A 21,787-nucleotide genomic window follows, 5' to 3' on the forward strand; every position below is an offset into this window, starting at 1 on the left:
GTAATATACAGGAAACAAAGAAAAGGATACTCGTTCTTACAATGAACATAGTATCCTTTTCTTTAGTTATCAAAATTTGATGTTTTATTAAAATCATATTGTTGTAAAAATTGTTGTAACGCCTCTTCTACAAGTTTAGATTTTTGAATTCCTTTCGATTCTGATATAGCGTCTAATTTTGCTAATATTTCTTTATTAATAGAAAAGGTACGTTTCTTTTTTTCTGTACTTATATTCATAATGGGCGCAATTACTTCTTCCCTCTTTCTTAATAGCTCATAAATACTTTGTAATTGCTCATAAATTAATAATTGATAATCCGTTGTCGCATATTGAAGGGCTGTCGCTTCTTGGAGTTGTAAGTGACGCGGTTCTTCTCCATCTCCTACAAAAATACGTTTTTTCTGTTCTCCATCATATTCGTATCCAATCAACCTTAATTTCTTTGATAATGTATACGGGCTTATTTCAAGACGTTTTGCTATAATAGCGATGGATTCACGTCTATTTAAACAATCTATAATTTCTCCAATCGTCACAATTTCCCACCTCCCGTGTTGAAATGACACTAGTATGGTATGTTACAATGATTTTCTAACAGTATATGCAAAACGAATAGCCTGTGCGATTCATACGATTTCAGAAAAGGAGGTTTTCAATATGCTTTTTCGTAGCTATACCCCGCAGTTCCATAATGAAAATAAACAACTCATTCCTAATAGTATCGCTACGATGGAAAGCGTTATGATTAATAATCGAAAACAAACCCTCCTTATGCGCGGGCAAAACGTAGAGCAGCCTATTTTATTATGCTGTCACGGCGGACCTGGCATGGCACAAATCGGGTTTATTCGCCATTTTCAAAAAGAATTAGAGAAGCACTTTATCGTTATTAATTGGGATCAACGCGGGGCAGGAAAATCCTTTTCAATGAAAGATTTCGGAGCAAGTTTTACAATCGAACAATTCGTTTCCGATGCAAAAGAAGTGATTCAATATGTATTGAAAAAGTTCAACAAACAAAAACTCTTTCTCGCTGGTCATTCTTGGGGAAGTATTATTGGTCTTAAGATAGCACATCGATATCCACAGTATATAGAGGCTTATATCGGTATTGGTCAAATTGTACATATGAAACAAAACGAAGAATTGCTATATCAACATTTAATTCATTCTGCTAAAAAACATGATCATAAAAAAGCATTAGCTTCCCTTTTGAAATTAGGCAAACCACCATTTCTAGATACGAGACGTCTCATTATTCAAAGAAAGTGGCTTGGCACATTTGGAGGAGCAATCCAAAACGGATCTTCCTTTTCTTTCATACGAAAAGGTTTCTTTTCTCCTGAATATACGCTATTAGATTGGTTCAAGTTTCTCGCAGGAAACTTGAAATCTGGCGTTTTATGGGAAGAAATGCTGACAATTGATTTCTTTTCGTCCATTTCAAGTTTATCTATTCCTGTTTACTTTTGTTCTGGTCGCTATGATTATCAAACTCCTTATGCACTCGTTCAGGAATATTGTGATGTTATGGAAGCACCCATAAAAAAGATGATTTGGTTTCCAAATTCAGCACATTCTCCTGATTTAGAAGAACCTGAATTATTTGCTAATTCTTTACGATCAATTAAACAAGAGCTAGCTTTTCAGCATTAGTAACAAAAGGCTCTTTTACATTTCATAGAAAACATTTTATAATAATATGTCGCAACTATGTATAAATCTAGCAAAGTGCTTCATATTTACTTGCCTTAACAGAATAAAAATTTAGGGAGATTACATTTATTATGAATGCTGTACTCGTCGCAGTAGCAGTTATGCTATTGCTTAGTTTGTTACGTGTCCAGGTCATTGTCGCCATCATTGTTGGAGCTTTAACAGGCGGAATTATCGGCGGACTCGGTATTTCAGAAACTATTAACACTTTTACAACTGGTCTTGGAAACAGCGCTCCAATCGCTTTAAGTTATGCAATGCTTGGCGGTTTCGCTATTTCTCTTTCCAAAACAGGACTTCCAGATGCCATGATTCAAACTGCATTAAAATGGATTGGCAATGAACAAGACACGAAAAAACAAGTTTATTCAAAAATACTTATTTTATTCATTATCTTAACGATGGCTTGTTTCTCACAAAATGTTATCCCTGTTCATATCGCTTTCATCCCCATCTTAATTCCAGCACTTTTAAAAGTATTAAATGAGCTGAAAGTAGATCGAAGACTTGTTACATGTATTATTACATTCGGATTAATTACTCCTTACATGTGGATTCCTGCAGGATTCGGAAAAATTTATCATGACGTATTACAAACAAATGCCGCGCAAAGTGGTCTTACATTTGACGTTACGCTTATTCCAAAAGCGATGACTATTCCATCAATCGGTATGCTTATTGGATTATGTGTCGCGGTATTTATTACGTACCGAAAACCTCGTACGTATGAAACAGAACAAATTCATACTACCGAAAATGAAATCGTTCCCTATACAAAACGAAGCATTATTTTCGGACTAGTATCTATCTTAGCTACATTGACTGTTCAATTAGCAACAGAATCAATGATTTTCGGTGCTCTAGCGGGGATTATCGTTTTATCAGTTAGTGGTAGTCTACCTCTTAAAGAAGCAGATGCAATTTTAACAAGCGGAATGCGTATGATGTCCTTTATCGGATTTGTTATGATTTCTGCTGCTGGATTCGGTGCTGTCCTTCGAAAAACAGGACATGTTGAATCCCTTGTGCAAACGAGTGCACATATAATTGGAAATAACAAACCACTCGCTGCATTTCTTATGCTTGTGATTGGACTTCTCGTTACGATGGGAATTGGTTCATCCTTTTCAACCATCCCTATTTTAACAACAATTTTTGTACCTCTTTGCATTCAGCTTGGGTTTAGTCCAATGGCTACAATTGCAATTATCGGTACAGCCGGAGCGCTAGGCGATGCAGGATCTCCAGCATCAGATAGTACACTTGGACCAACATCCGGTTTAAATGCTGATGGTCAACACCATCATATATGGGATACATGTGTACCAACTTTTCTGCATTATAATATACCGTTACTTATATTTGGCTTTATTGCCGCAATTACATTATAAAAGGTGCGTTTTATACGCACCTTTTACTTTTTTATTTTTCCTTTTAATTGTTGCAAAGCTATTTTCCCATTTTCCTCGACATAACTTTCAATTTTCATGAGTGACGGGCCTATCCATTCACTGTCTACACTCCCGTTCAGTCCAATAATTTTCAATTTATCCGGTATACGGATATTTAAATTTTTCGCTGCTCGAATTAACTCAAAAGTAGTCTTATCACTTGAAGTTACAATTCCATCTATATACGGATTGTTTTGCAATAACGTAATAAACTGTTTATTCGTATACCCTTGTACACATTCTTCTCGATAAGAGATTCCTTCCTCCCAAACAGCATCTAAAAATCCTGATATGTGCTCTTCCATTTCTTCACTATCTTCTCCCTCACTGAAATAAGCAAGAAAGTGACAGCCTTTCTCTTTTAATAAAGAAACCGCTCTTTGTCCACTTTCATAATAATTTGCATGGGAGTTTTTTTCATCAATCACAACGAACGGAAGTGGAATTTCTCCTATACTTTTAAAAACGGATCTTGTCAAAATAACACCTGCAACGTTATTTCCCTCCAACATACGTATGTATCTCTCTTTATTCTCTATATTACAAACAATGATTTGATATCCTTCTTTATATGCTATTTCCTCAATACAATGTAGCAAAGTGATGTTTGATGGGTCATATAAATTATCTACAAGTAATGCAATTATCGTTGAATCTTGTTTAAACAATGGCTTCGCTGTAACATTTGGCCTATAACGTAATTCTTCAATTGCTTCCTTTACTTGTTTTACTGTGTCCTCATGAACGTATCCTTTTTCATTAATAACTCGTGAAACGGTTGCGACTGAAACACCTGCCAATTTTGCAACATCACGTATAGTTGCCACATCGTCACCCCTTAATATGGTAATAGATTACAATTTTACGGTAACCTATATTCTAATATTCGTCAAGATTAATAACTTATATTTCTGAAAATTGTTACATCATTTCGTTAAACGATACTCTAATTGAATTTCATGTAAAATTGGGATATTATCGTACCCAATACGCGGAATTTCTTTCTTTATCTTTCGTGCTTCATCCACTGCGTTCACATATAAATGAGTCATCACAAAATTACGTTTTTGGTAAAAACGTAACGCATTCATATTATCATTTGTTGTAATAAGCCAAACCTGCCTGCACCGCTCTTCTTCTGCAACTTGCAATACACAATCTACAAGCTTCGTCCCTATTCCTTTTCTTTCTTCAAAGCTATCTAACGATACAATTTCGCACATATTTCCTGTCACTTCATACGTTATAATTCCGATTATTCTGTCATCTGATAGCGCAATAAACCCTGGCAACCCTTCTAACTGATGCCTCTTCCCACGCGAAACCATCAATGAACTTCCCCAGTTCTCACACATGAACATTCGGATTGTTTCTCTCATCGCTGGCGTAATTTTTTGTATATGCAGCATTTCCTATTTCTCCCCTTTTCTATCATTGTGATACAATGTAAGTGTATCACATGTAACGGTATTTGGAGGATGAGGTAAAGTATGAAACGTTTTTTTGCAGCATTGTTTACTATACTAGGTGCGATAACTGCCCTTGGGATTTTCTTTACAAATAAAGTGATGTACTTAAAGAAAAAAACAGAGGAAGAAGTACTCGAAAGAGAAACGAAAAAACATTTTCGTTTAGAGGATTTTGATGCTCTTCATAAAGAAGAAATTCATATCCCTTCGCAATTTGGATATGATCTTCACGGATATTACATTCCTGCTGGTCATTCCAATAAGTTTATGGTTTTTTGTCACGGCGTAACTGTAAATAAAATGAACTCTGTAAAATATGCAAAGTTATTTTTAAACAAAGGATATAATGTCGTTATTTATGATCATCGTCGTCATGGTAAAACTGGCGGAAAAACAACAAGCTATGGATACTATGAAAAACATGATTTAAAATCTGTAGTTGATTGGCTAAAAAGTCGTTTTGGCACAAATATAATCCTTGGTATTCATGGTGAATCTATGGGAGCTGCAACACTTCTTCAATACGCAGGACTTGTAGAAGATGGTGCTGATTTTTATATTGCGGATTGTCCTTTCTCTGATTTTTACGGGCAATTACAGCACCGTTTAAAAGTGGAATTCCATTTACCAAAATGGCCTTTATTACCTTTAGCAAACGCATTTTTAAAAGTTCGTGACGGTTATACAATTCGTGAAGTTTCACCAATCGACTGTATAAAAAACATTAACAATCCCGTTCTCTTTATTCATAGTAAAGATGACGATTATATTTTAGCTGATATGACAAAAGCGCTATATGAAGCAAAAGAAAATAATAAGCAACTTTATATTGCAGAACACGGTGCACATGCTTGCTCTTATAACGAAAATAAAGAAGAGTATGAAGCAGCCGTCGATCAATTTTTAAACACATATGTGAAAGAAACAAAAAACAGGCTTGCATAAGCCTGTTTTTTTATTGCGCTAAAACGTCTGTAACTTGTTCCATATTTTCAGAAATCCATTGCATTGCATCATCTAACGTTGGAAATTCTGTCGTTTGAAATGTTACTTCATCTTGAAGTAACCAAACATCCTTCGATTCTTGTCCTACACCTGCAATGGACCAATGTAACAAACTATATGGATGATTATCATTCAAAAATGATGCCCACGTGCGCTCATCTGCAATATTTCGTAATGTACGTAATTGTTTATCCATCTTTCGTCACCTTACTCTAGTCAGTTATAAAAAACATTATAACACTCTCTTCTCTTTCGAACAAAGTGCTCTTTTTGCCCCGCTATTTGCGGGCAGTAAAAACCCTACCTCAAAACTCGGCTGAATCAAAGAAGTTAGGCGGGATAGTATCTGCCCCTAAAAGCCCGATTGGTTCAACTAATAATCAGTGAGATGCCCCCCCCACTAATTAAAGTTTCACTTTATATTGTCAAGTACTTCCCTTGATTATATGATGGAATTAAGCGTTTGGGAAGGAGGGATAGTGTTGGCAAAAGTACAAATTAAAGTAAATGACAATGGCTCTTTTCGCGTTACAGGGGACGTGGAATTAGTCGACTCACAAGGGAATGTATTCCCAGCAAAACCGGCATTTTCTTTATGCCGCTGTGGTTTATCAAAAAATATGCCTTATTGTGATGCTTCGCATAAAGGTAAGTTCGAGTCTGTTGTTAGAGCACCAGAGGCAGAATAATTTTACATGTGACATGCACATTTTTTTGTGCATGTTTTTTCTTTTTATCGACTCCGCTATATCCCTTCTCCTTACAACATTTCTAATACTTTTGTCTCCATTCCAGCCTACATATATTTTCACACAATTCTTCACATTCGAATACTTTTTACTAGCCTTTTATTTTTTTTGTGCTATAATTTGACCAAACAGCATCCTTCGGGGTCGGGTGAAATTCCCAACCGGCGGTGATGAAGCGAGCGCTTCTAAGTCCGTGACCCGTTTTCAACTCGAAAACGGTGGATCTAGTGAAACTCTAGGGCCGACAGTATAGTCTGGATGGGAGAAGGATATGTTTCTAGTTTTTTATATAGTGAATACACTTTTATTTCAGTATGCATATTTTTAAAGATTCATTTTGATTCTTTATATATGTTTTGTTTTCTATACTCATTTTTTATACTGAAATAAAAAGAGACAACTAGCGTTTAAAAAATCCGATATTTTGCTAGGTTTTTTCCTTATGCAGAAATATGGATTATCGTTAGGTTTCTTTCCTATGCTTTCGTATTCGGACTATATTTCTAGAAATCACGTCTCCCAAACCCCAAGGATATTAAAATCCTTGGGGTTTTTTGATTTTTTAGGAGAGGTGAAGAAAATGACAGATCAAGAATATATGAGGATTGCCCTGCAGTTAGCAGTAGGAACATCAGGACAAACAAGTCCAAATCCTATGGTTGGTGCTGTTGTTGTAAAAGGTGGAAACATCGTCGGTATGGGAGCTCATTTACGTGCTGGTAAAGAACACGCAGAAGTTCATGCTCTTCATATGGCTGGTGAAAAAGCAAAAGGAGCTACAGTCTATGTCACACTTGAACCATGTAGCCATTTTGGAAAAACACCACCTTGCTGTGATTTGCTCATCAAAAAAGGAGTCAAACGGGTTGTAATTGCTACTCTTGATTGCAATTCTCTCGTTTCTGGTAATGGAAAAAGGAGATTAGAAGAAGCTGGAATCGAAGTAACTACCGGGGTCCTTGAAGCAGAAGCAGTTTTATTAAATCGCTACTTTTTTCACTACATGAAAACGAAACGCCCATTTGTAACAATAAAAACAGCGATGAGCTTAGATGGAAAAATAGCAACTGTAACTGGTGACAGTAAATGGATTACAGGTGAAGAAGCACGAGCTGATGTTCATCAATATCGCCATACACACGATGCAATTCTTGTTGGAGTGAATACAGTTATAGCTGATAATCCGCATTTAACAACAAGAATTCCTAATGGGGGTAAAAATCCTATACGCGTTATTTTAGATACTCATTTAAAAACGCCACCATCTTCTCATGTCATAACAGATTGTTTAGCACCGACATGGATTATGGTTGGTCAGGATGTAAATAAAGAGAAAATAGCTTCTTTTGAATCTAAAAATATAGCTATTTTCCAAACGAAAACGAAACAAATTGAAATTCAAGATGTTTTAGACCTACTCGGCGAAAAACAAATCCTATCTCTTTTCGTTGAGGGTGGTCAAACGGTTCATGCAAGTTTCTTACAAACAAATAATTTCAATGAAATTGTAACTTATATAAGTCCGAAGTTAATTGGCGGGAAAGATGCCCCTACTTTATTTGGCGGAAATGGTTTTTCAAAATTACAAGATGCGCTTTCCTTAAAAATTCAAGAGATGAAACAAATTGGCGATGATATAAAAATCGTTGCGAATGCCCGAAACGAGGTGACGAAATGTTTACAGGAATTGTAGAAGAATTAGGAACGATAACAAATATGCAACAAAGCGGGGAGGCAATGAAGTTAACGATACATGCAAATGAAATTTTATCAGATGTTCATTTAGGCGATAGTATAGCGGTTAACGGTATTTGCTTAACTGTAACGAGCTTTACACCTACTTCATTTACAGTTGATGCAATGCCCGAAACGATGAAATCAACATCACTTCGCCTGCTCAAATCACACTCTAAAGTAAATCTAGAGCGAGCAATGGCTGCAAACGGACGATTCGGTGGACATTTCGTTTCAGGACATATTGATGGCATCGGGACGATATTAAACAAAAAACAACACTATAATGCCATCTATTACAAAATAGCTATTTCGGATGAACTGCTACGCTATTGTTTGCATAAAGGATCCATTGCTGTTGATGGAACGAGTTTGACAATATTTGATATAGACGAATCTTCCATTACAATCTCACTCATCCCGCACACAGTAAGCGAATCTGTTATCGGAGAAAAGAATGCCGGTGACCTCGTAAACATTGAGTGTGACATGATTGGTAAATATATCGAACGCTTTATTACTAAGCCTGTAAAACGAAAAGGTTCAATGACCGAAAGCTTTTTACAAGAAAACGGATTTCTATAAGGGGGAAGCATTATGTTTCATCGTATTGAAGAAGCTCTAGAAGATTTAAAACAAGGAAAAGTCGTTATCGTATGTGATGATGAAAACCGTGAAAACGAAGGCGATTTTATCGCTTTAGCAGAGTATATTACGCCAGAAACGATTAATTTTATGATTACACATGGACGCGGTCTCGTTTGTGTACCGATTACGGAAGAATACGCAGAACGCCTACAACTAGAACCAATGGTATCTCATAATACAGATTCGCATCATACTGCATTTACAGTGAGCATTGACCATGTTTCTACCACAACAGGGATTAGCGCTCACGAACGTGCAACTACGATACAAGAATTGTTAAACCCTGCATCAAAAGGTACTGATTTCAATCGTCCTGGACATATCTTTCCATTAATCGCGAAAGAAGGCGGTGTCCTGCGCCGTGCAGGTCATACAGAGGCTGCTGTCGATTTAGCACAGCTTTGCGGAGCAGAACCAGCTGGCGTCATTTGCGAAATTATTAATGAAGACGGTACGATGGCACGCGTACCTGATTTACTACAGTGCGCAAAACAATTTGATATAAAAATGATTACAATAGAAGATTTAATTGCTTATCGCCGCCACCATGAAACACTTGTGACGAGAGAAGTGGAAATTACATTACCTACAGATTTCGGTACTTTCCATGCAATTGGCTATTCTAACTCATTAGATACGAAAGAACATATCGCACTCGTAAAAGGTGATATTTCAACAGGTGAGCCTGTACTTGTACGCGTTCATTCAGAGTGCTTAACAGGAGATGTATTTGGCTCGTGCCGCTGTGATTGCGGACCACAACTCCATGCTGCACTTGCTCAAATTGAGCGTGAAGGAAAAGGCGTTCTTCTTTATATGAGACAAGAAGGACGAGGCATTGGGCTTCTTAATAAGCTTCGCGCTTATAAGTTACAGGAAGAAGGCTTCGATACTGTAGAAGCAAATGAAAAGCTTGGCTTCCCAGCTGATTTGCGTGATTACGGTATTGGCGCTCAAATATTAAAAGATTTAGGTTTACAACATTTACGATTATTAACGAATAATCCAAGAAAAATTGCTGGCTTACAAGGTTACGATTTAAAAGTTACGGAGCGTGTACCGTTGCAAATGCCAGCAAAAGAAGAGAATAAAGCGTATTTACAAACGAAAGTAAACAAATTAGGACATTTATTAAACTTATAATTAAAGGAGAGATTTATTATGGTATTCGAAGGTCATTTAGTTGGTACAGGATTAAAAGTTGGGGTTGTTGTTGGACGTTTTAATGAATTTATTACAAGTAAGTTACTTGGCGGCGCTTTAGACGGATTAAAGCGTCACGGTGTAGAAGAAACGGATATTGATGTTGCTTGGGTTCCTGGCGCATTTGAAATTCCTTTAATCGCTAAAAAGATGGCGAATAGCGGGAAGTATGATGCTGTTATTACGTTAGGTACTGTAATTCGCGGTGCTACAACACATTACGATTATGTTTGTAATGAAGTAGCAAAAGGTGTTGCATCTTTATCACTACAAACCGACATCCCAGTTATTTTCGGTGTATTGACGACAGAAACGATTGAGCAAGCGATCGAACGCGCGGGCACGAAAGCTGGTAATAAAGGCTACGAATCCGCCGTTGCTGCGATTGAAATGGCTCACTTATCAAAACAATGGGCATAAAAAAAGAGGCTGCGGCCTCTTTTTTATTTCTTTACTTTTTTCTGTACATCTTTTATTAATTCATTCATTGTTTTTCCTTCTGTTTGTATATGAAAAGCTTGTGCTGTTCTCCATACATTCTCTCTTTTCTTCGCTTCTTCTATAATAGTAATTTCTTTTCGTACTTCCTTTAAATCTTTCCCTTCTGTTTTCAATCCAAAATGTTCAGCTTTCGTTCGAAAATGTTGTTCAATTCGTTGTTGCATCTCTTTTTGTTCAGGATTTTCAGCGGCCTTAACTGGATCAGCACTTATTGCTTTTAGTAAAATGAGACAAGTCATAATCGCTAATATATATTTGTGCATGTAAAATCCTCCAACCCAATATAAATTACATATTTACTATGTACAATTGGCGCTTGGAAAATTCGTCCACCAAAATTCTTTTTTTCGCTCAAAATCCATTCATATCAAGTGTTAACAGCTTTTTATTACATTTTATTTACAAAAAAGCAAACTCTTTTACAAGTTTGCTTTTTCCTCTATCTTATAACGCACATTCTTCAATCTCAAATCCTAAATCTTCAATCATCCCCCAGTCTGCAGTCGGTTCTTGTCCAGCCGTTGTTAAGTAATCTCCAACAAAAATAGAGTTTGCTGCAAATAAACCGATTGGCTGTACAGAACGTAAATTGATTTCACGTCCTCCTGAAATACGAATTTCTTTCGTTGGGTTTACAAAGCGCATCATCGCCAGCACTTTTAAACATTCTACTGGTGTTAACTCCTTTTGTCCTTCAAGCGGCGTACCCTTTACAGCAACAAGGAAATTACATGGAATTGAATCTGCATCTATACGTTGTAATTCAAATGCAATTTCAGCACGCTCTTCTATTGTCTCCCCCATTCCAAAAATCGCCCCAGAGCATGGTGAAATACCCGCTTGTTTCGCCTTTTGAACCGTATCGACACGGTCGTCATACGTATGAGTGGAGCAAATACTTTCGTAATTATTTGCATGTGTATTTAAATTGTGGTTATAACGATGTACACCAGCTTCTGCTAAACGTCCTGCTTGATCTTCATTTAAGAAGCCTAAACAACAACAAATCTTTAAATCTGTCGTTTCACGAATCTCCTTAACTGCTCCAATTACGTGATTCACCTCTTTATCTGTTGGGCGACGACCAGATGCTACAATACAATATGTACCCGCTTTACGGCGAATCGCTTCGTGTGCTCCTTCTACAATCTTTTCCTGCGTTAGCCATGCATATTTATCAATCGGTGCCTCTGAAATAATAGACTGAGAACAATATCCGCAATCTTCAGGACATAATCCAGACTTCGTATTAATAATCATATTCAATTTTACTTTCTTACCAAAGTGATGATGGCGAATAATATAAGCCGCATTCATAATTTCTAAAATCTCTGTATCGTCAGCTTCTAATATCGCTATTGCATCTTCTTTCGTAATCATTTTCTCTTCTACTACGTCGTATGCAAGTTTGTTCCAATCCCTTTTTGTTTGTACTTGTTTCATTTCATCTCTTCCCCTCTTTTGTTATATGCACAAATAAAGCATGATACGTTGCCATTATCCCGTCATTTCCCGTGAAGTCTCTTTCGTATATGCGAAGCATTGCGCGAAAGAGTGAGGGACTTTGGCAATATGGTTCTTCATTACTATTAGTCGCTCCTACTTTTCGAATAGAATGCAGAAACTCCCTAACTTCTGTAAAATTCTCTATGTAACATGTTTCAGAAACATCCACATCCCCTGTTTCTATTTCACATATATGTCGTAACTGATTTTTCGAATAAAAACGTTGCCCAATCGATGTTTCGTTTTGTATATTTTTCTCTTCTTTCGCCCGCCGGAACGAAGCATGCAATTCTTGAAATGTTTCATGTCCAAACGTTGAAAAGAGTACTATCCCATCTATAGACAGATGATCAAATAAATTTCTTATCACTTGTTTTAAATCATTTAGCCATTGAAATGTGGCATTTGAAATAATGACATCATATGTTTCTTCTAGTCGTAACCTTTCGATATCCTCACAGTAAAACGTTACATTTTTCACATTTTGTCTAGTTTTCGCAATTGCGATCATACTTTCAGCAAAATCAACAGCTGTAATATGCGCTTTCGGAAATAAGTTTGATAATTGCTCTGTAACATATCCTGTCCCGCATCCAAGTTCTAAAATACGTATCGATGAATTTGCACTATATCGCCGATTCAATATAGAAAGTAATGAGTGTGCCATCTTTTTTTGTACATTTGCATATTGATCGTAAGATACGGCTGCCACGTTAAACCGTTTTTGTAGTAACGTTTTGTTGATCATGTCGTATCCCCTCTACAAATTGAATTATCTCATTTCCGCAATATTCAAAATCCGTTACACATAATGCATGTCCAGCCTTACTTACTACCTTGAGCGCGGTATTCTCATTCTCCGCCATACTACGAGCTGCAGACAATGGACATATTACATCTTGCTCTCCATGAATAAGTAGTATAGGTACTTTAACTTCTTTTAGTTCTTCTCTCATGTCTGTTTCTATTAAATAATCCAAACCTAATTGTAAAGACTGAATAGAATCACCTTTAAAATGTTGTACGATGTCTTCAAAACTCTTATTCTCTTTCAACTCATCTTCTGTAAACATATTTTCATAAAACCGCTTCAGCGTGTTTTCTTTCTTTCTAGCCAAATTCTTTTTCAGCCGTTCTACATGTAAAGTATTCCATCCACTCGTATAATCACTCGCATTAGTAAATTTAGCAGTACCACCAATTAGTACAATACCTTTTGCCTTAACCTTTTTTTGAGCTTGAACTGCCGCTAACGCTCCTAGTGACCATCCAACTAAAATTACATTTTCATCCTTTGCTACATCTATTATTCGCCCCGCAAATTCACTTTGTTCTTTCACGTTACGCCAATTGATACATTGAACAGAATATCTTTTAAAATACGGCAGAACTAAAGTCCAAACATCTTCTTCCATTCCCCACCCAGAAATAAAAATAATCTTTAGCTCTTTCATACTAAAAACCCCTCTTCTTTACCAATGCGTATAATATGCTGAATAGCCCATTTCAAATCAGCTATTGTATGTTGTGATGTAACTGCAAAGCGAATTCGAGAACTATTGACTGGAACTGTTGGTGGACGAATTGCAATGGCTGCGATACCTACCTCTTGCAACCTTTTACTAAACCGTAAAGCATTTTCATTTGAACCAACTACAATCGGTACAATATGAGTTGAACTATTCCCAATGTCAAAACCAGCTTCTTGCAAATGTGCCCTAAAATATGCCCCATTCTCTATAAGTCTTTCTCTTCTTTCATTATCTTCTTTTACAATCTCAATTGCTTTTTGTACCGCTCCTAAAGTCCCTGGTGGTAAAGCAGTAGTAAAAATAAAGCTTCTCATCATATTTTGTAAATACTCTATATAAATTGCATCACCTGTCAAATACGCACCATAACACCCTAAAGCCTTGCTAAACGTCCCCATATGTATATCAATTTTTTGAGCAAGATCTTTTTCTATATGAGATAATCCAGCTCCGCCGATTCCATATATTCCACTCGCATGCGCTTCATCAACTATAATGATTGCCCCGTATTTCTCTTTTAGCTGCACTAACTCCCTCAAATACGCAGTATCACCATCCATACTAAAAACAGTATCAGTTACAATTAATTTCCGCTTTTCAGGAGATGCTGTTTTCAACAGCTTCTCTAAATGCTCCAAATCATTATGCCGATACCTTTTATGTTCTGCCCCGCTTAATATAATTCCATCAACAATGCTTGCGTGATTTAATTTATCACTAAATACAATATCGTGACGACAGGCTAAAGAGGATATTACCCCTACATTCGCTGTATACCCACTATTTACGATTAATGCTCTTTCAGTATCTTTCCAGTTGCATATACTTCTCTCCACCTCTTCATACAATGGATAATTTCCTACAACGAGACGAGAGGCAGTCGAACCAGTTCCATATTCTTTTGTACACGCAATAGCAGCTTCTTTTAACCTCACATCTCCAGCTAATCCTAAATAATTATTTGACGCTAAATTTAGCATCTTTTTCTCATCTCGAATAAGCCATGTCTCTTCTGCTTGCTCTGTTACATGCAAATTCCGATACTGCCCTTGCTCATGTAATTGTTGTAATTTAGATTGAAGATGTGTGCGCCACATTTGATTCATTTCGGATGAACTCCTCTAACTTTGAAATCATTATATATTCTTTAGCAGATTCCAAGACTTCTTCTTTTGTAAACCCACCTTCAAAGAATGGTAATAAGCCTAAAACCGGTACCCCACTTAGCTCTTCAATCATTACTTTATTTTCTTGTACCCTTTCCATTTCGCATTCTTTGCAGCCAGATAAAATGACACCTGCTACTGTTAAGCCATGTGCCTTTGCATAATTAATCGTTAAAACTGTATGATTTACTGTTCCTAATGTAGGACGTGCTACTACAAGAAGAGGAAGCTGTAATTCTTTTGCGAAATCAATTACTAAAGCGTCTTCGGTATACGGAACAGCTAATCCACCTGCACCTTCTACAAGTAGGCTATTAAACTCTTTCAATCGTTCATTATAGTGGTGAATAATGTCTTTTAACGTTACTGTCCTTCCAGCTCTTTTCATGGCAAGTCTCGGAGCAAGTGGTTCTTCAATAGAATAAGGGCAAATTTCATCTTCTTTTGTCGATACACCTGATAATACTTTTAACCTTGCTGCATCTCCCTCTGGATTCGATGCAACATGTCCACTTTGCAACGGTTTATATACCCCTACGTTATATCCTAATTCTCTAAATACACCTGCTAATGCACCTGCAACTACAGTTTTCCCCACTTCAGTATCCGTTGCTGTTATGAAAAAACCGCTCATTCTTCTCCCCCCGTAACATCCGAGATTGCTTTATATAAAATACGTAACATATCATCAATCTCATCAATTGTAGAAGCAAGCGGAGGCATAAATACAATCGTGTTGCCAAGCGGCCGCAAAATCATGCCCAACTCTCTTGAGCGTTTACATACTTGAACACCGACTCTCTCTGTCCATTCAAACGCTTCTTTCGTTTCCTTATTCTTCACAAGTTCAATTCCAACCATTAACCCGCACTGACGAATATCCCCTACATGTTTAAATGCAAAGAGGTCTTCTAATTGCGTCGCCACATATTCTGTTTTACGTGCTACTTCTTCTATTAAATTTGTTTTCTCGTATAATTCTAGATTCGCAATTGCTACCGCACACCCTAACGGATTCCCTGTATAACTATGACCATGGAAAAATGTTTTTTGTTCTTCATAGTCTCCTAAAAAGGCATTATAAATTTCATCTGTCGTTACGGTAATTGCAACTGGTAAATATCCACCTGTTAAACCTTTTCCGGCTGTTAAAATATCCGGCGTTACATTTTCATGTTCACATGCAAACATTTTCCCCGTACGCCCAAATCCAGTCGCTACCTCATCTGTAATAAATAAAACATTATATTTAGTACATAAATTACGTAGCCCTCTTAAGTATCCTTTTGGCATTGTAATCATACCACCAGCACCTTGCATTAAAGGTTCTACAATTATCGCTGCAATTTCTTCATGTTTGTCTTTCAGCAGCTCTTCCATTTCTTCTAAATGTTTTTTCACAATTTCCTCCTTATTATTTCCATAAGGAGAACGATATGTATATGGATAAGGCATTTTAATTGCCTCAAATAAAAGTGAACTATACACTTGGTGAAACAAGTCTATTGCGCCTACTGAAACAGCTCCAATTGTATCACCGTGATACGCTTCTTTTAATGTTACAAATCTTTGTTTCTTCGGTTTTCCTTTATGCTGCCAATATTGAAATGCCATCTTAATTGCAATTTCAACAGCGCTAGAACCGGAGTCAGAATAGAATACTTTCTTCAAACCTTCTGGTACAACTTCGATTATTTTTTCTGCTAATAAAATAGATGGAACGTTAGCGAGTCCTAACATAGTAGAATGGGCAATTTTATTTAATTGCTCACGAATTGCCTCATCTAGTTCCGGCACTTGATGCCCATGAACATTTAACCAAATAGACGAAACACCGTCCCAATATTCATTTCCATTTACATCGTATAGCTTTCGCCCTTCTCCACGTTCAATAATGACAGGATCTTCTTCTAAATAATCCTTCATTTGTGTAAATGGGTGCCATACATAGGCTTTACTTTTTTTCGATAACTCTTCATATGTATAAGATGGTTTGTCAGTCGTACTCTTACTAAAAGTCACAATTGTCACCCCTAATGTTAACTTATTTATAAATATAGTTAACATTAATTCTGAATTGCTGTCAATTATTTTTAAATCAAAAAGTTCTTAAAAAAGAACAACTTATCATACGATAAGTTGTTCTACTTTCCGTGTTGTATCTTTCCGATTTCTAAAATAATCTCTTCATCTTTTTTTCCTTCTGTATCAATTCCAAGTTGTTTTGCATGTTCAATCAATAAATCATGGCGCTTCTCAAATCTTGCGGTACTTACTTCTTTCGTGATCTCTTCTTTTGTTTTCCCTTCAGTAGAAACTCCTAGTTTCTCAGCTGCTTTTTCCATCGACTTCTTCTCTTCCGTTTCTTTCACTTTCTTCACTTCTGACTGCTGTATTTGCTTTTGCTTCGCCTGCTCTGATTCAGCTGCAAAAGCTGTGTAAATGCCAGCACTTCCGCCAATGACTAGTAAGGTGGTAAAAAGAATTATTTTTTTCTTCACTCTTTCCTCCCCTTTCAAATTCATTATAACGTACAATTTTAGAACATTAAAAACATTTAACCTTTATTTCCCTAAAAAAATATTACACATTTTTATTGACATGTATGATGAATATATGTTAAAAATTTAACTAACATCATATGAATCGGCATTGATAGGATTTAGTAGTATTTCGATTTCTGATTTCAGAGAGCTGGTGGTCGGTGCGAACCAGTACAGAGCGAATTATGAATTACCCCCTGGAGCTTCTTTTGCGAAACGTAAGGAGTAGTGAAAGACGGTTATAGACCGTTATATCTAAAGAGTGGTGAAACGAAACTGTTTCACAATTTAGGGTGGTACCGCGAATTTTTCGTCCCTGCATATATTGCAGGGGCGTTTTTATTTTATTAGCGCATATCATACGACCCTTTATTTTGTGATACATTCATTTCACAAGCTAGGGTGGTACCGCGATTTCTTCGTCCCTGCATAATTATATGCAGGGACGTTTTTTTATCCAATCATTTCCGTATCATATTGAAGGATCAACAATTACCAGTAATTTGTCACAAAATTCTAAATTTTAGAAGGAAATAAACAATTTTGGCGAATTTTATATAAAAAAGAGCTATTTTAGATTACTTAGGAGGGGAAAACAATGGTTTCAAAAATTGAATCTGTTCTTTTAACATTATTTATCTTTTTCTGTATTGGCTTTAGTGTTATTCAATTAGAAGTTTCACCACACATCCCAATTTTATTTGGTATCGTTCTTTTATTAGCATTTGGATTTATGAAAAAAATCTCTTGGTCTACTATGGAAAAAGGGATGATCAGTAGTATTTCAGCTGGTATTCCATCTATTTTTATCTTCTTACTTGTAGGCGTATTAATTAGTGTTTGGATCGCTGCTGGAACAATTCCAACTTTAATGGTGTACGGCTTCCAGCTTGTATCTCCAAAGATTTTCGTTCCGACTGTTTTTGTTGTTTGTGCAATTGTTGGAACAAGTATCGGTAGTGCCTTTACAACTGCCGCAACTGTAGGACTTGCCTTTATGGGCATGGGTAGCGCTCTCGGATACGATCCGGCTCTAATCGCTGGTGCAATTATTTCTGGTGCATTCTTTGGAGATAAAATGTCTCCTTTATCTGATACAACTAACTTAGCTCCTGCTGTTACGGGTGTAGATTTATTTGAGCATATTCGTAACATGCTTTGGACAACAGTTCCAGCTTTCATTATTGCTTTTATCGCATTTTTCATTTTAGGAGGCGGTACTAGTGGAGACGTTGACTTCACTAACTTTATTAGCACATTAGAAAAAAATGCAACGATTTCTATCGTTACACTTATTCCAATTTTATTACTGTTCCTATTCGCATTTAAAAAGGTTCCAGCCGTTCCAACATTACTTGCAGGAATTGTGGTAGGAATTATTATTCTCTTTATTTTTAAACCTAGCACTTCTTTAGCTGATTTAATGAAAATCATGCAAGACGGCTACGTTTCTAAAACTGGTATTAAAGACATTGATAGCTTACTATCTCGTGGTGGTCTACAAAGTATGATGATGTCGATTGCCCTTATTTTCCTAGCTCTTTGTATGGGAGGGTTATTACAAGGAATGGGTATTATCACGCAGCTAATGAATATCATCTCTAGCTTCGTAAAAAATAGCACACGCTTAATTATTTCTACTGCTTCAACTGCAATTGGTGTAAACTTCTTACTTGGTGAGCAGTACTTATCCATCGTTTTAACAGGACAAGCATTTGCTAATAAATACGATGAAGTCGGTTTAGAGCGTCGTAATTTATCGCGTGTACTTGAAGATGCAGGTACAGTTATTAACCCGCTCGTACCATGGGGGGTAAGTGGTGTATTCTTATCGAACGTCCTTGGCGTTCCGACATTTGATTACCTTCCATTCGCAATTTTCTGTTTAGCGTGCCCGGTCTTAACAATTATCGTCGGCTTTACTGGATTTGGCCTTTCATGGAAGAAAGAAAAAGCAGTTACAATGTCATAATATAAAAAAGGATTACCTGAATCGGTAATCCTTTTTTTATATTTCTCGACTATCTATTTGCTTTCTTTCTTCTAAATAACAGAAGTAATCCCGCTCCAACAAACGCCAAGCCTGCTCCAATTGTAGAAGCAACACTTGTACCTGTTTTCGGTAAATCACGTTCTTCTTTATTTTCACTTACAGTTGTTGTTTCTTTTGAGTTTTGATTATCCGTTGCAGTTTGTCCAGATCCTGCATTATTACCTTCATCTGTTGGCGGTGTCGTTGGATTTCCTCCATTATTTCCTTCACCTGTTGGTGGTGTCGTTGGATTTCCTCCATTATTTCCTTCACCTGTTGGCGGTGTTGTTGGATTTCCTCCATTGTTTCCTTCACCTGTTGGCGGTGTTGTTGGATTTCCTCCATTATTTCCTTCACCTGTTGGCGGTGTTGTTGGATTCTCTCCACCAGTTTCCTTATCATCATCGTTCTTCTTCGTTATATCAATTGCATATTTAGCAAATTCATTTTCAGATGGTCCAACATATGATATTTTCCCATCTTTCTTTATATACTTTTGTGCATTTGGTGAAGAATCAAATGTTGTATTTAATTTATCTGCAACAATTGGTTTAAATGTCCAATTTTTATCTGCTGCCGGATCAATAACTGGTGTTTCTTGCATATACTTCACAATGATTTGACGTGTTTCATCTTGGGATTGGTATACAACTTCCCCTTTACTTACACCTGGGAACGTTTGACTACTTCCACGATAGTTATTTGTAGCGACGATGAACTCTTGATTGTCAGCCACTGGCTTACCTTCATATGTCATATTTATAATACGATTCGTATTTGCATTTACAACTTTTCCATCTTTATCATATTTCGCCGGTTGTGTTACATCAATTTCGTATTTTAAGCCATCTAAAATATCGAAGTTATATGTAGGATAGCCTATATTTACTAACGGCTGTTCTTCTGTTTTCTTTGGATCAATTTGATTAAACTGACCTGCAGACATTTCAAGCCATTCTTTCACTTGTGCCCCATTTACTTTTACAGCATATAACGTATTTGGATATACATATAAATCTGCAACGTTTTTAATCGCTAACGTTCCAGCTGGAATATCCGTATAATATGTAGCACCGTTTCGGCCACCTGCTTTAAATGGTGCACCTGCAGATAAAACTGGAATTCCTTTATATTTGCTATACTGTCCATTTTCAGCAAATAGCTTTTCTACATACCATTTCTGTGCATTTGTCACAAGTTGTACAGAAGGATCATCTTGTACCAATGAGAAATAACTATTAATTGGCGCTGTCGTTTTTCCTACAGCTGTATTCACATAATCAATTGTCGCTTGATGATCATCTTTAATTTCATTAACTAAATTTTGATCAGATTGTACTAGTGGGTTTCCTTTACTATCAGCAATCGGACGAAGTTGCGGCTTCGATTGCTCTTTTTGTACTTCCCATTTTCCATTTACTTTTTTCAATTGCATATCAATAATACCTAAGTTACTTCCAAAGACACCAGGCATTACAACTGGAACACCATTAAATACGTCCTTCACTTCAGTATGTGAGTGTCCCATTAATACTGCATCTACACCTGGAACCTCTGTTAAGTAATACGACGCGTTTTCCATGCCAACGTTGTATCCACTCTTATCAACACCGGAATGCGCTAGTGCAACGATAACATCTGCACCTTCTGCTTTCATTTTTGGCACCATTTTCTTCGCTGTTTCAACTATATCTTTTGCTTTCACTTTTCCTTCTAAATTTGCTTTATCCCAGTTCATAACTTGAGGTGGAACAAATCCCATTACGCCAATTTTCACTTTTTGTTTTTGCCCTGATTCATCTTCTACTTCTTTTTCAAAAACATGATATGGTTTAAAGTAGTTTTGATCGTTCTCTTCATTATTATCTTTATCATCTTTATAGACGTTTGAGTTAATAACCGGGAACTTTGTTTTACTAATTACTTTGTTTAAATAGTCTAAACCGTAGTTAAATTCATGATTCCCAAGAGAGATGACGTCATACTTCATTAAATTCATTAAACGATATAATGGATGTGTATAGCTAGGATCCACAGGCTTCTTCGGATCATTTATTTTATTCGCTACATAATCTCCAAGCGGTGTCCCTTGTAATGCATCCCCATCATCAAATAGGACAGAGTTCTTCGCTTCGTCACGCGCTTTATTAACAAGTGTTGCAGTTTGCACGAGACCTACTTTATTATCTGTTTTCGTTTGATAATAATCATAATTCATTAAGTTAACGTGAATATCTGATGTTTCTAGAATTCGTAAGTTAACTGTACTCTCCCCAGCTTTCTCATCCGCATGAGCTATTGTTGGCAATACTTGTGGTGCTATTACACCAATAGCAAGAGTTGCTCCAGCTAGCATTTTTTTTGACTTTTTCACAAAAAATCCCCCTTATACAATTACCAAAGAATAATGAAATGAATTTCTATTCGTCTCTAACCACATACCTTTTTTCTTCTATTAGATACACGATTTTCATTTCACCCTGCGCTAACGAGTAGTCCCCCTAAACGATTCATTGATGAAGACTAGCA

The 21,787-nt window shown here is 36.6% G+C and carries 22 protein-coding genes, 1 riboswitch and 1 other annotated feature; of the genes, 9 read left to right on the forward strand and 13 right to left on the reverse strand.

What is annotated here, in order from left to right; translation table 11 throughout:
- Window positions 1–62: 62 nt before the first annotated feature.
- Window positions 63–539: a ribbon-helix-helix domain-containing protein gene (locus ATN06_RS20890; protein ID WP_048562375.1), complete on the reverse strand. Its 477-nt coding sequence runs from the start codon at window positions 537–539 to the stop codon at window positions 63–65.
- Window positions 540–660: 121 nt separating this feature from the next.
- On the opposite strand from ATN06_RS20890, the gene ATN06_RS20895 reads away from it, so the two are divergent.
- Window positions 661–1,659 carry an alpha/beta fold hydrolase gene (locus ATN06_RS20895; RefSeq protein WP_060632172.1) on the forward strand — a complete coding sequence of 333 codons (999 nt, stop codon included), beginning with the start codon at window positions 661–663 and terminating at the stop codon, window positions 1,657–1,659.
- A gap of 131 nt (window positions 1,660–1,790) precedes the next feature.
- On the forward strand, window positions 1,791–3,110 hold the full coding sequence (locus ATN06_RS20900) for a Na+/H+ antiporter family protein (RefSeq protein ID WP_060632173.1): 1,320 nt from the start codon (window positions 1,791–1,793) through the stop codon (window positions 3,108–3,110).
- Window positions 3,111–3,133: 23 nt separating this feature from the next.
- Here the strand turns inward: ATN06_RS20900 and ATN06_RS20905 are convergent, their stop codons facing one another.
- Window positions 3,134–3,997: a LacI family DNA-binding transcriptional regulator gene (locus ATN06_RS20905; RefSeq protein WP_060632174.1), complete on the reverse strand. Its 864-nt coding sequence runs from the start codon at window positions 3,995–3,997 to the stop codon at window positions 3,134–3,136.
- Window positions 3,998–4,096: 99 nt separating this feature from the next.
- Window positions 4,097–4,579: a GNAT family N-acetyltransferase gene (locus tag ATN06_RS20910; protein WP_060632175.1), complete on the reverse strand. Its 483-nt coding sequence runs from the start codon at window positions 4,577–4,579 to the stop codon at window positions 4,097–4,099.
- 81 nt (window positions 4,580–4,660) lie between these two features.
- Between ATN06_RS20910 and ATN06_RS20915 the strand changes: the two genes are divergently transcribed.
- Entirely contained in the window at window positions 4,661–5,584 is a 924-nt protein-coding gene (locus ATN06_RS20915; protein ID WP_060632176.1) for an alpha/beta hydrolase, read from the forward strand.
- Between the two features lie 10 nt (window positions 5,585–5,594).
- Here ATN06_RS20915 and ATN06_RS20920 read toward each other — a convergent pair whose 3' ends face one another.
- Window positions 5,595–5,840 carry a DUF2552 family protein gene (locus ATN06_RS20920; protein WP_060632177.1) on the reverse strand — a complete coding sequence of 82 codons (246 nt, stop codon included), beginning with the start codon at window positions 5,838–5,840 and terminating at the stop codon, window positions 5,595–5,597.
- Window positions 5,841–6,126: 286 nt separating this feature from the next.
- Here ATN06_RS20920 and ATN06_RS20925 point away from each other — a divergent pair, with 286 nt between their 5' ends.
- The 5 genes from ATN06_RS20925 to ribH all read left to right on the forward strand — a co-directional run bounded on the left by ATN06_RS20925 (window position 6,127) and on the right by ribH (window position 10,398).
- Complete coding sequence (locus ATN06_RS20925) at window positions 6,127–6,333, forward strand: CDGSH iron-sulfur domain-containing protein (protein WP_001151582.1); 207 nt, start codon at window positions 6,127–6,129, stop codon at window positions 6,331–6,333.
- 190 nt (window positions 6,334–6,523) lie between these two features.
- Window positions 6,524–6,667, forward strand: a riboswitch (FMN riboswitch).
- A gap of 306 nt (window positions 6,668–6,973) precedes the next feature.
- Window positions 6,974–8,086 carry a bifunctional diaminohydroxyphosphoribosylaminopyrimidine deaminase/5-amino-6-(5-phosphoribosylamino)uracil reductase RibD gene (gene ribD / locus ATN06_RS20930; RefSeq protein WP_060632178.1) on the forward strand — a complete coding sequence of 371 codons (1,113 nt, stop codon included), beginning with the start codon at window positions 6,974–6,976 and terminating at the stop codon, window positions 8,084–8,086.
- Entirely contained in the window at window positions 8,068–8,712 is a 645-nt protein-coding gene (ribE, locus tag ATN06_RS20935) for a riboflavin synthase subunit alpha (RefSeq protein WP_060632179.1), read from the forward strand. The genes ribD and ribE overlap by 19 nt, the downstream gene beginning before the upstream one ends.
- 12 nt (window positions 8,713–8,724) lie before the next feature.
- Window positions 8,725–9,918 (forward strand): bifunctional 3,4-dihydroxy-2-butanone 4-phosphate synthase/GTP cyclohydrolase II, encoded by a 1,194-nt coding sequence (gene ribBA / locus ATN06_RS20940; protein WP_060632180.1) that lies wholly within the window; start codon window positions 8,725–8,727, stop codon window positions 9,916–9,918.
- Between the two features lie 18 nt (window positions 9,919–9,936).
- Window positions 9,937–10,398, forward strand: a complete 462-nt coding sequence (gene ribH, locus ATN06_RS20945) for a 6,7-dimethyl-8-ribityllumazine synthase (RefSeq protein ID WP_000230900.1) — start codon at window positions 9,937–9,939, stop codon at window positions 10,396–10,398.
- A 23-nt stretch (window positions 10,399–10,421) separates the two neighbouring features.
- Here ribH and ATN06_RS20950 read toward each other — a convergent pair whose 3' ends face one another.
- The 8 genes from ATN06_RS20950 to ATN06_RS20985 form a co-directional block, all read right to left on the reverse strand.
- On the reverse strand, window positions 10,422–10,742 hold the full coding sequence (locus tag ATN06_RS20950; RefSeq protein WP_060632181.1) for a hypothetical protein: 321 nt from the start codon (window positions 10,740–10,742) through the stop codon (window positions 10,422–10,424).
- 181 nt (window positions 10,743–10,923) lie between these two features.
- Window positions 10,924–11,922, reverse strand: coding sequence for a biotin synthase (gene bioB / locus ATN06_RS20955; RefSeq protein ID WP_060632182.1), 999 nt, complete (start codon window positions 11,920–11,922; stop codon window positions 10,924–10,926).
- Window position 11,923: 1 nt separating this feature from the next.
- Window positions 11,924–12,733, reverse strand: a complete 810-nt coding sequence (gene bioC, locus ATN06_RS20960) for a malonyl-ACP O-methyltransferase BioC (RefSeq protein WP_060632183.1) — start codon at window positions 12,731–12,733, stop codon at window positions 11,924–11,926.
- Window positions 12,699–13,439 carry an alpha/beta fold hydrolase gene (locus tag ATN06_RS20965; protein WP_060632184.1) on the reverse strand — a complete coding sequence of 247 codons (741 nt, stop codon included), beginning with the start codon at window positions 13,437–13,439 and terminating at the stop codon, window positions 12,699–12,701. The genes bioC and ATN06_RS20965 overlap by 35 nt, the downstream gene beginning before the upstream one ends.
- Window positions 13,436–14,623 (reverse strand): 8-amino-7-oxononanoate synthase, encoded by a 1,188-nt coding sequence (gene bioF / locus ATN06_RS20970; RefSeq protein ID WP_060632185.1) that lies wholly within the window; start codon window positions 14,621–14,623, stop codon window positions 13,436–13,438. Before bioF ends, ATN06_RS20965 begins: the two co-directional genes overlap by 4 nt.
- Window positions 14,589–15,317: an ATP-dependent dethiobiotin synthetase BioD gene (gene bioD, locus ATN06_RS20975; RefSeq protein WP_060632186.1), complete on the reverse strand. Its 729-nt coding sequence runs from the start codon at window positions 15,315–15,317 to the stop codon at window positions 14,589–14,591. The genes bioF and bioD overlap by 35 nt, the downstream gene beginning before the upstream one ends.
- Window positions 15,314–16,750 carry an adenosylmethionine--8-amino-7-oxononanoate transaminase gene (bioA, locus tag ATN06_RS20980; protein WP_060632187.1) on the reverse strand — a complete coding sequence of 479 codons (1,437 nt, stop codon included), beginning with the start codon at window positions 16,748–16,750 and terminating at the stop codon, window positions 15,314–15,316. Before bioA ends, bioD begins: the two co-directional genes overlap by 4 nt.
- A 77-nt stretch (window positions 16,751–16,827) precedes the next feature.
- Window positions 16,828–17,184 carry a hypothetical protein gene (locus tag ATN06_RS20985; protein ID WP_060632188.1) on the reverse strand — a complete coding sequence of 119 codons (357 nt, stop codon included), beginning with the start codon at window positions 17,182–17,184 and terminating at the stop codon, window positions 16,828–16,830.
- 142 nt (window positions 17,185–17,326) lie between these two features.
- Window positions 17,327–17,547, forward strand: a binding site (T-box leader).
- Between the two features lie 277 nt (window positions 17,548–17,824).
- Between ATN06_RS20985 and nhaC the strand changes: the two genes are divergently transcribed.
- Window positions 17,825–19,198 carry a Na+/H+ antiporter NhaC gene (gene nhaC, locus ATN06_RS20990; protein ID WP_000253741.1) on the forward strand — a complete coding sequence of 458 codons (1,374 nt, stop codon included), beginning with the start codon at window positions 17,825–17,827 and terminating at the stop codon, window positions 19,196–19,198.
- A gap of 49 nt (window positions 19,199–19,247) precedes the next feature.
- Here the strand turns inward: nhaC and cpdB are convergent, their stop codons facing one another.
- Window positions 19,248–21,632: a bifunctional 2',3'-cyclic-nucleotide 2'-phosphodiesterase/3'-nucleotidase gene (cpdB, locus tag ATN06_RS20995; RefSeq protein ID WP_060632189.1), complete on the reverse strand. Its 2,385-nt coding sequence runs from the start codon at window positions 21,630–21,632 to the stop codon at window positions 19,248–19,250.
- Window positions 21,633–21,787: the final 155 nt, after the last annotated feature.

Origin of the sequence: Bacillus thuringiensis (assembly GCF_001455345.1) — a bacterium.
GTDB lineage: Bacteria > Bacillota > Bacilli > Bacillales > Bacillaceae_G > Bacillus_A > Bacillus_A thuringiensis_N.

Coding starts and splice junctions, on each gene's coding strand:
- ATN06_RS20965 (WP_060632184.1), bottom strand. CDS start 13,439: ATGAAAGAGCTAAAGATTATTTTTATTTCTGGGTGGGGAATGGAAGAA.
- bioC (WP_060632183.1), bottom strand. CDS start 12,733: ATGATCAACAAAACGTTACTACAAAAACGGTTTAACGTGGCAGCCGTA.
- ATN06_RS20915 (WP_060632176.1), top strand. CDS start 4,661: ATGAAACGTTTTTTTGCAGCATTGTTTACTATACTAGGTGCGATAACT.
- nhaC (WP_000253741.1), top strand. CDS start 17,825: ATGGTTTCAAAAATTGAATCTGTTCTTTTAACATTATTTATCTTTTTC.
- ATN06_RS20950 (WP_060632181.1), bottom strand. CDS start 10,742: ATGCACAAATATATATTAGCGATTATGACTTGTCTCATTTTACTAAAA.
- ribD (WP_060632178.1), top strand. CDS start 6,974: ATGACAGATCAAGAATATATGAGGATTGCCCTGCAGTTAGCAGTAGGA.
- ATN06_RS20895 (WP_060632172.1), top strand. CDS start 661: ATGCTTTTTCGTAGCTATACCCCGCAGTTCCATAATGAAAATAAACAA.
- ATN06_RS20900 (WP_060632173.1), top strand. CDS start 1,791: ATGAATGCTGTACTCGTCGCAGTAGCAGTTATGCTATTGCTTAGTTTG.
- ribH (WP_000230900.1), top strand. CDS start 9,937: ATGGTATTCGAAGGTCATTTAGTTGGTACAGGATTAAAAGTTGGGGTT.
- bioD (WP_060632186.1), bottom strand. CDS start 15,317: ATGAGCGGTTTTTTCATAACAGCAACGGATACTGAAGTGGGGAAAACT.
- ribBA (WP_060632180.1), top strand. CDS start 8,725: ATGTTTCATCGTATTGAAGAAGCTCTAGAAGATTTAAAACAAGGAAAA.
- ribE (WP_060632179.1), top strand. CDS start 8,068: ATGTTTACAGGAATTGTAGAAGAATTAGGAACGATAACAAATATGCAA.
- bioF (WP_060632185.1), bottom strand. CDS start 14,623: ATGAATCAAATGTGGCGCACACATCTTCAATCTAAATTACAACAATTA.
- ATN06_RS20910 (WP_060632175.1), bottom strand. CDS start 4,579: ATGCTGCATATACAAAAAATTACGCCAGCGATGAGAGAAACAATCCGA.
- ATN06_RS20920 (WP_060632177.1), bottom strand. CDS start 5,840: ATGGATAAACAATTACGTACATTACGAAATATTGCAGATGAGCGCACG.
- bioA (WP_060632187.1), bottom strand. CDS start 16,750: ATGTTAACTATATTTATAAATAAGTTAACATTAGGGGTGACAATTGTG.
- bioB (WP_060632182.1), bottom strand. CDS start 11,922: ATGAAACAAGTACAAACAAAAAGGGATTGGAACAAACTTGCATACGAC.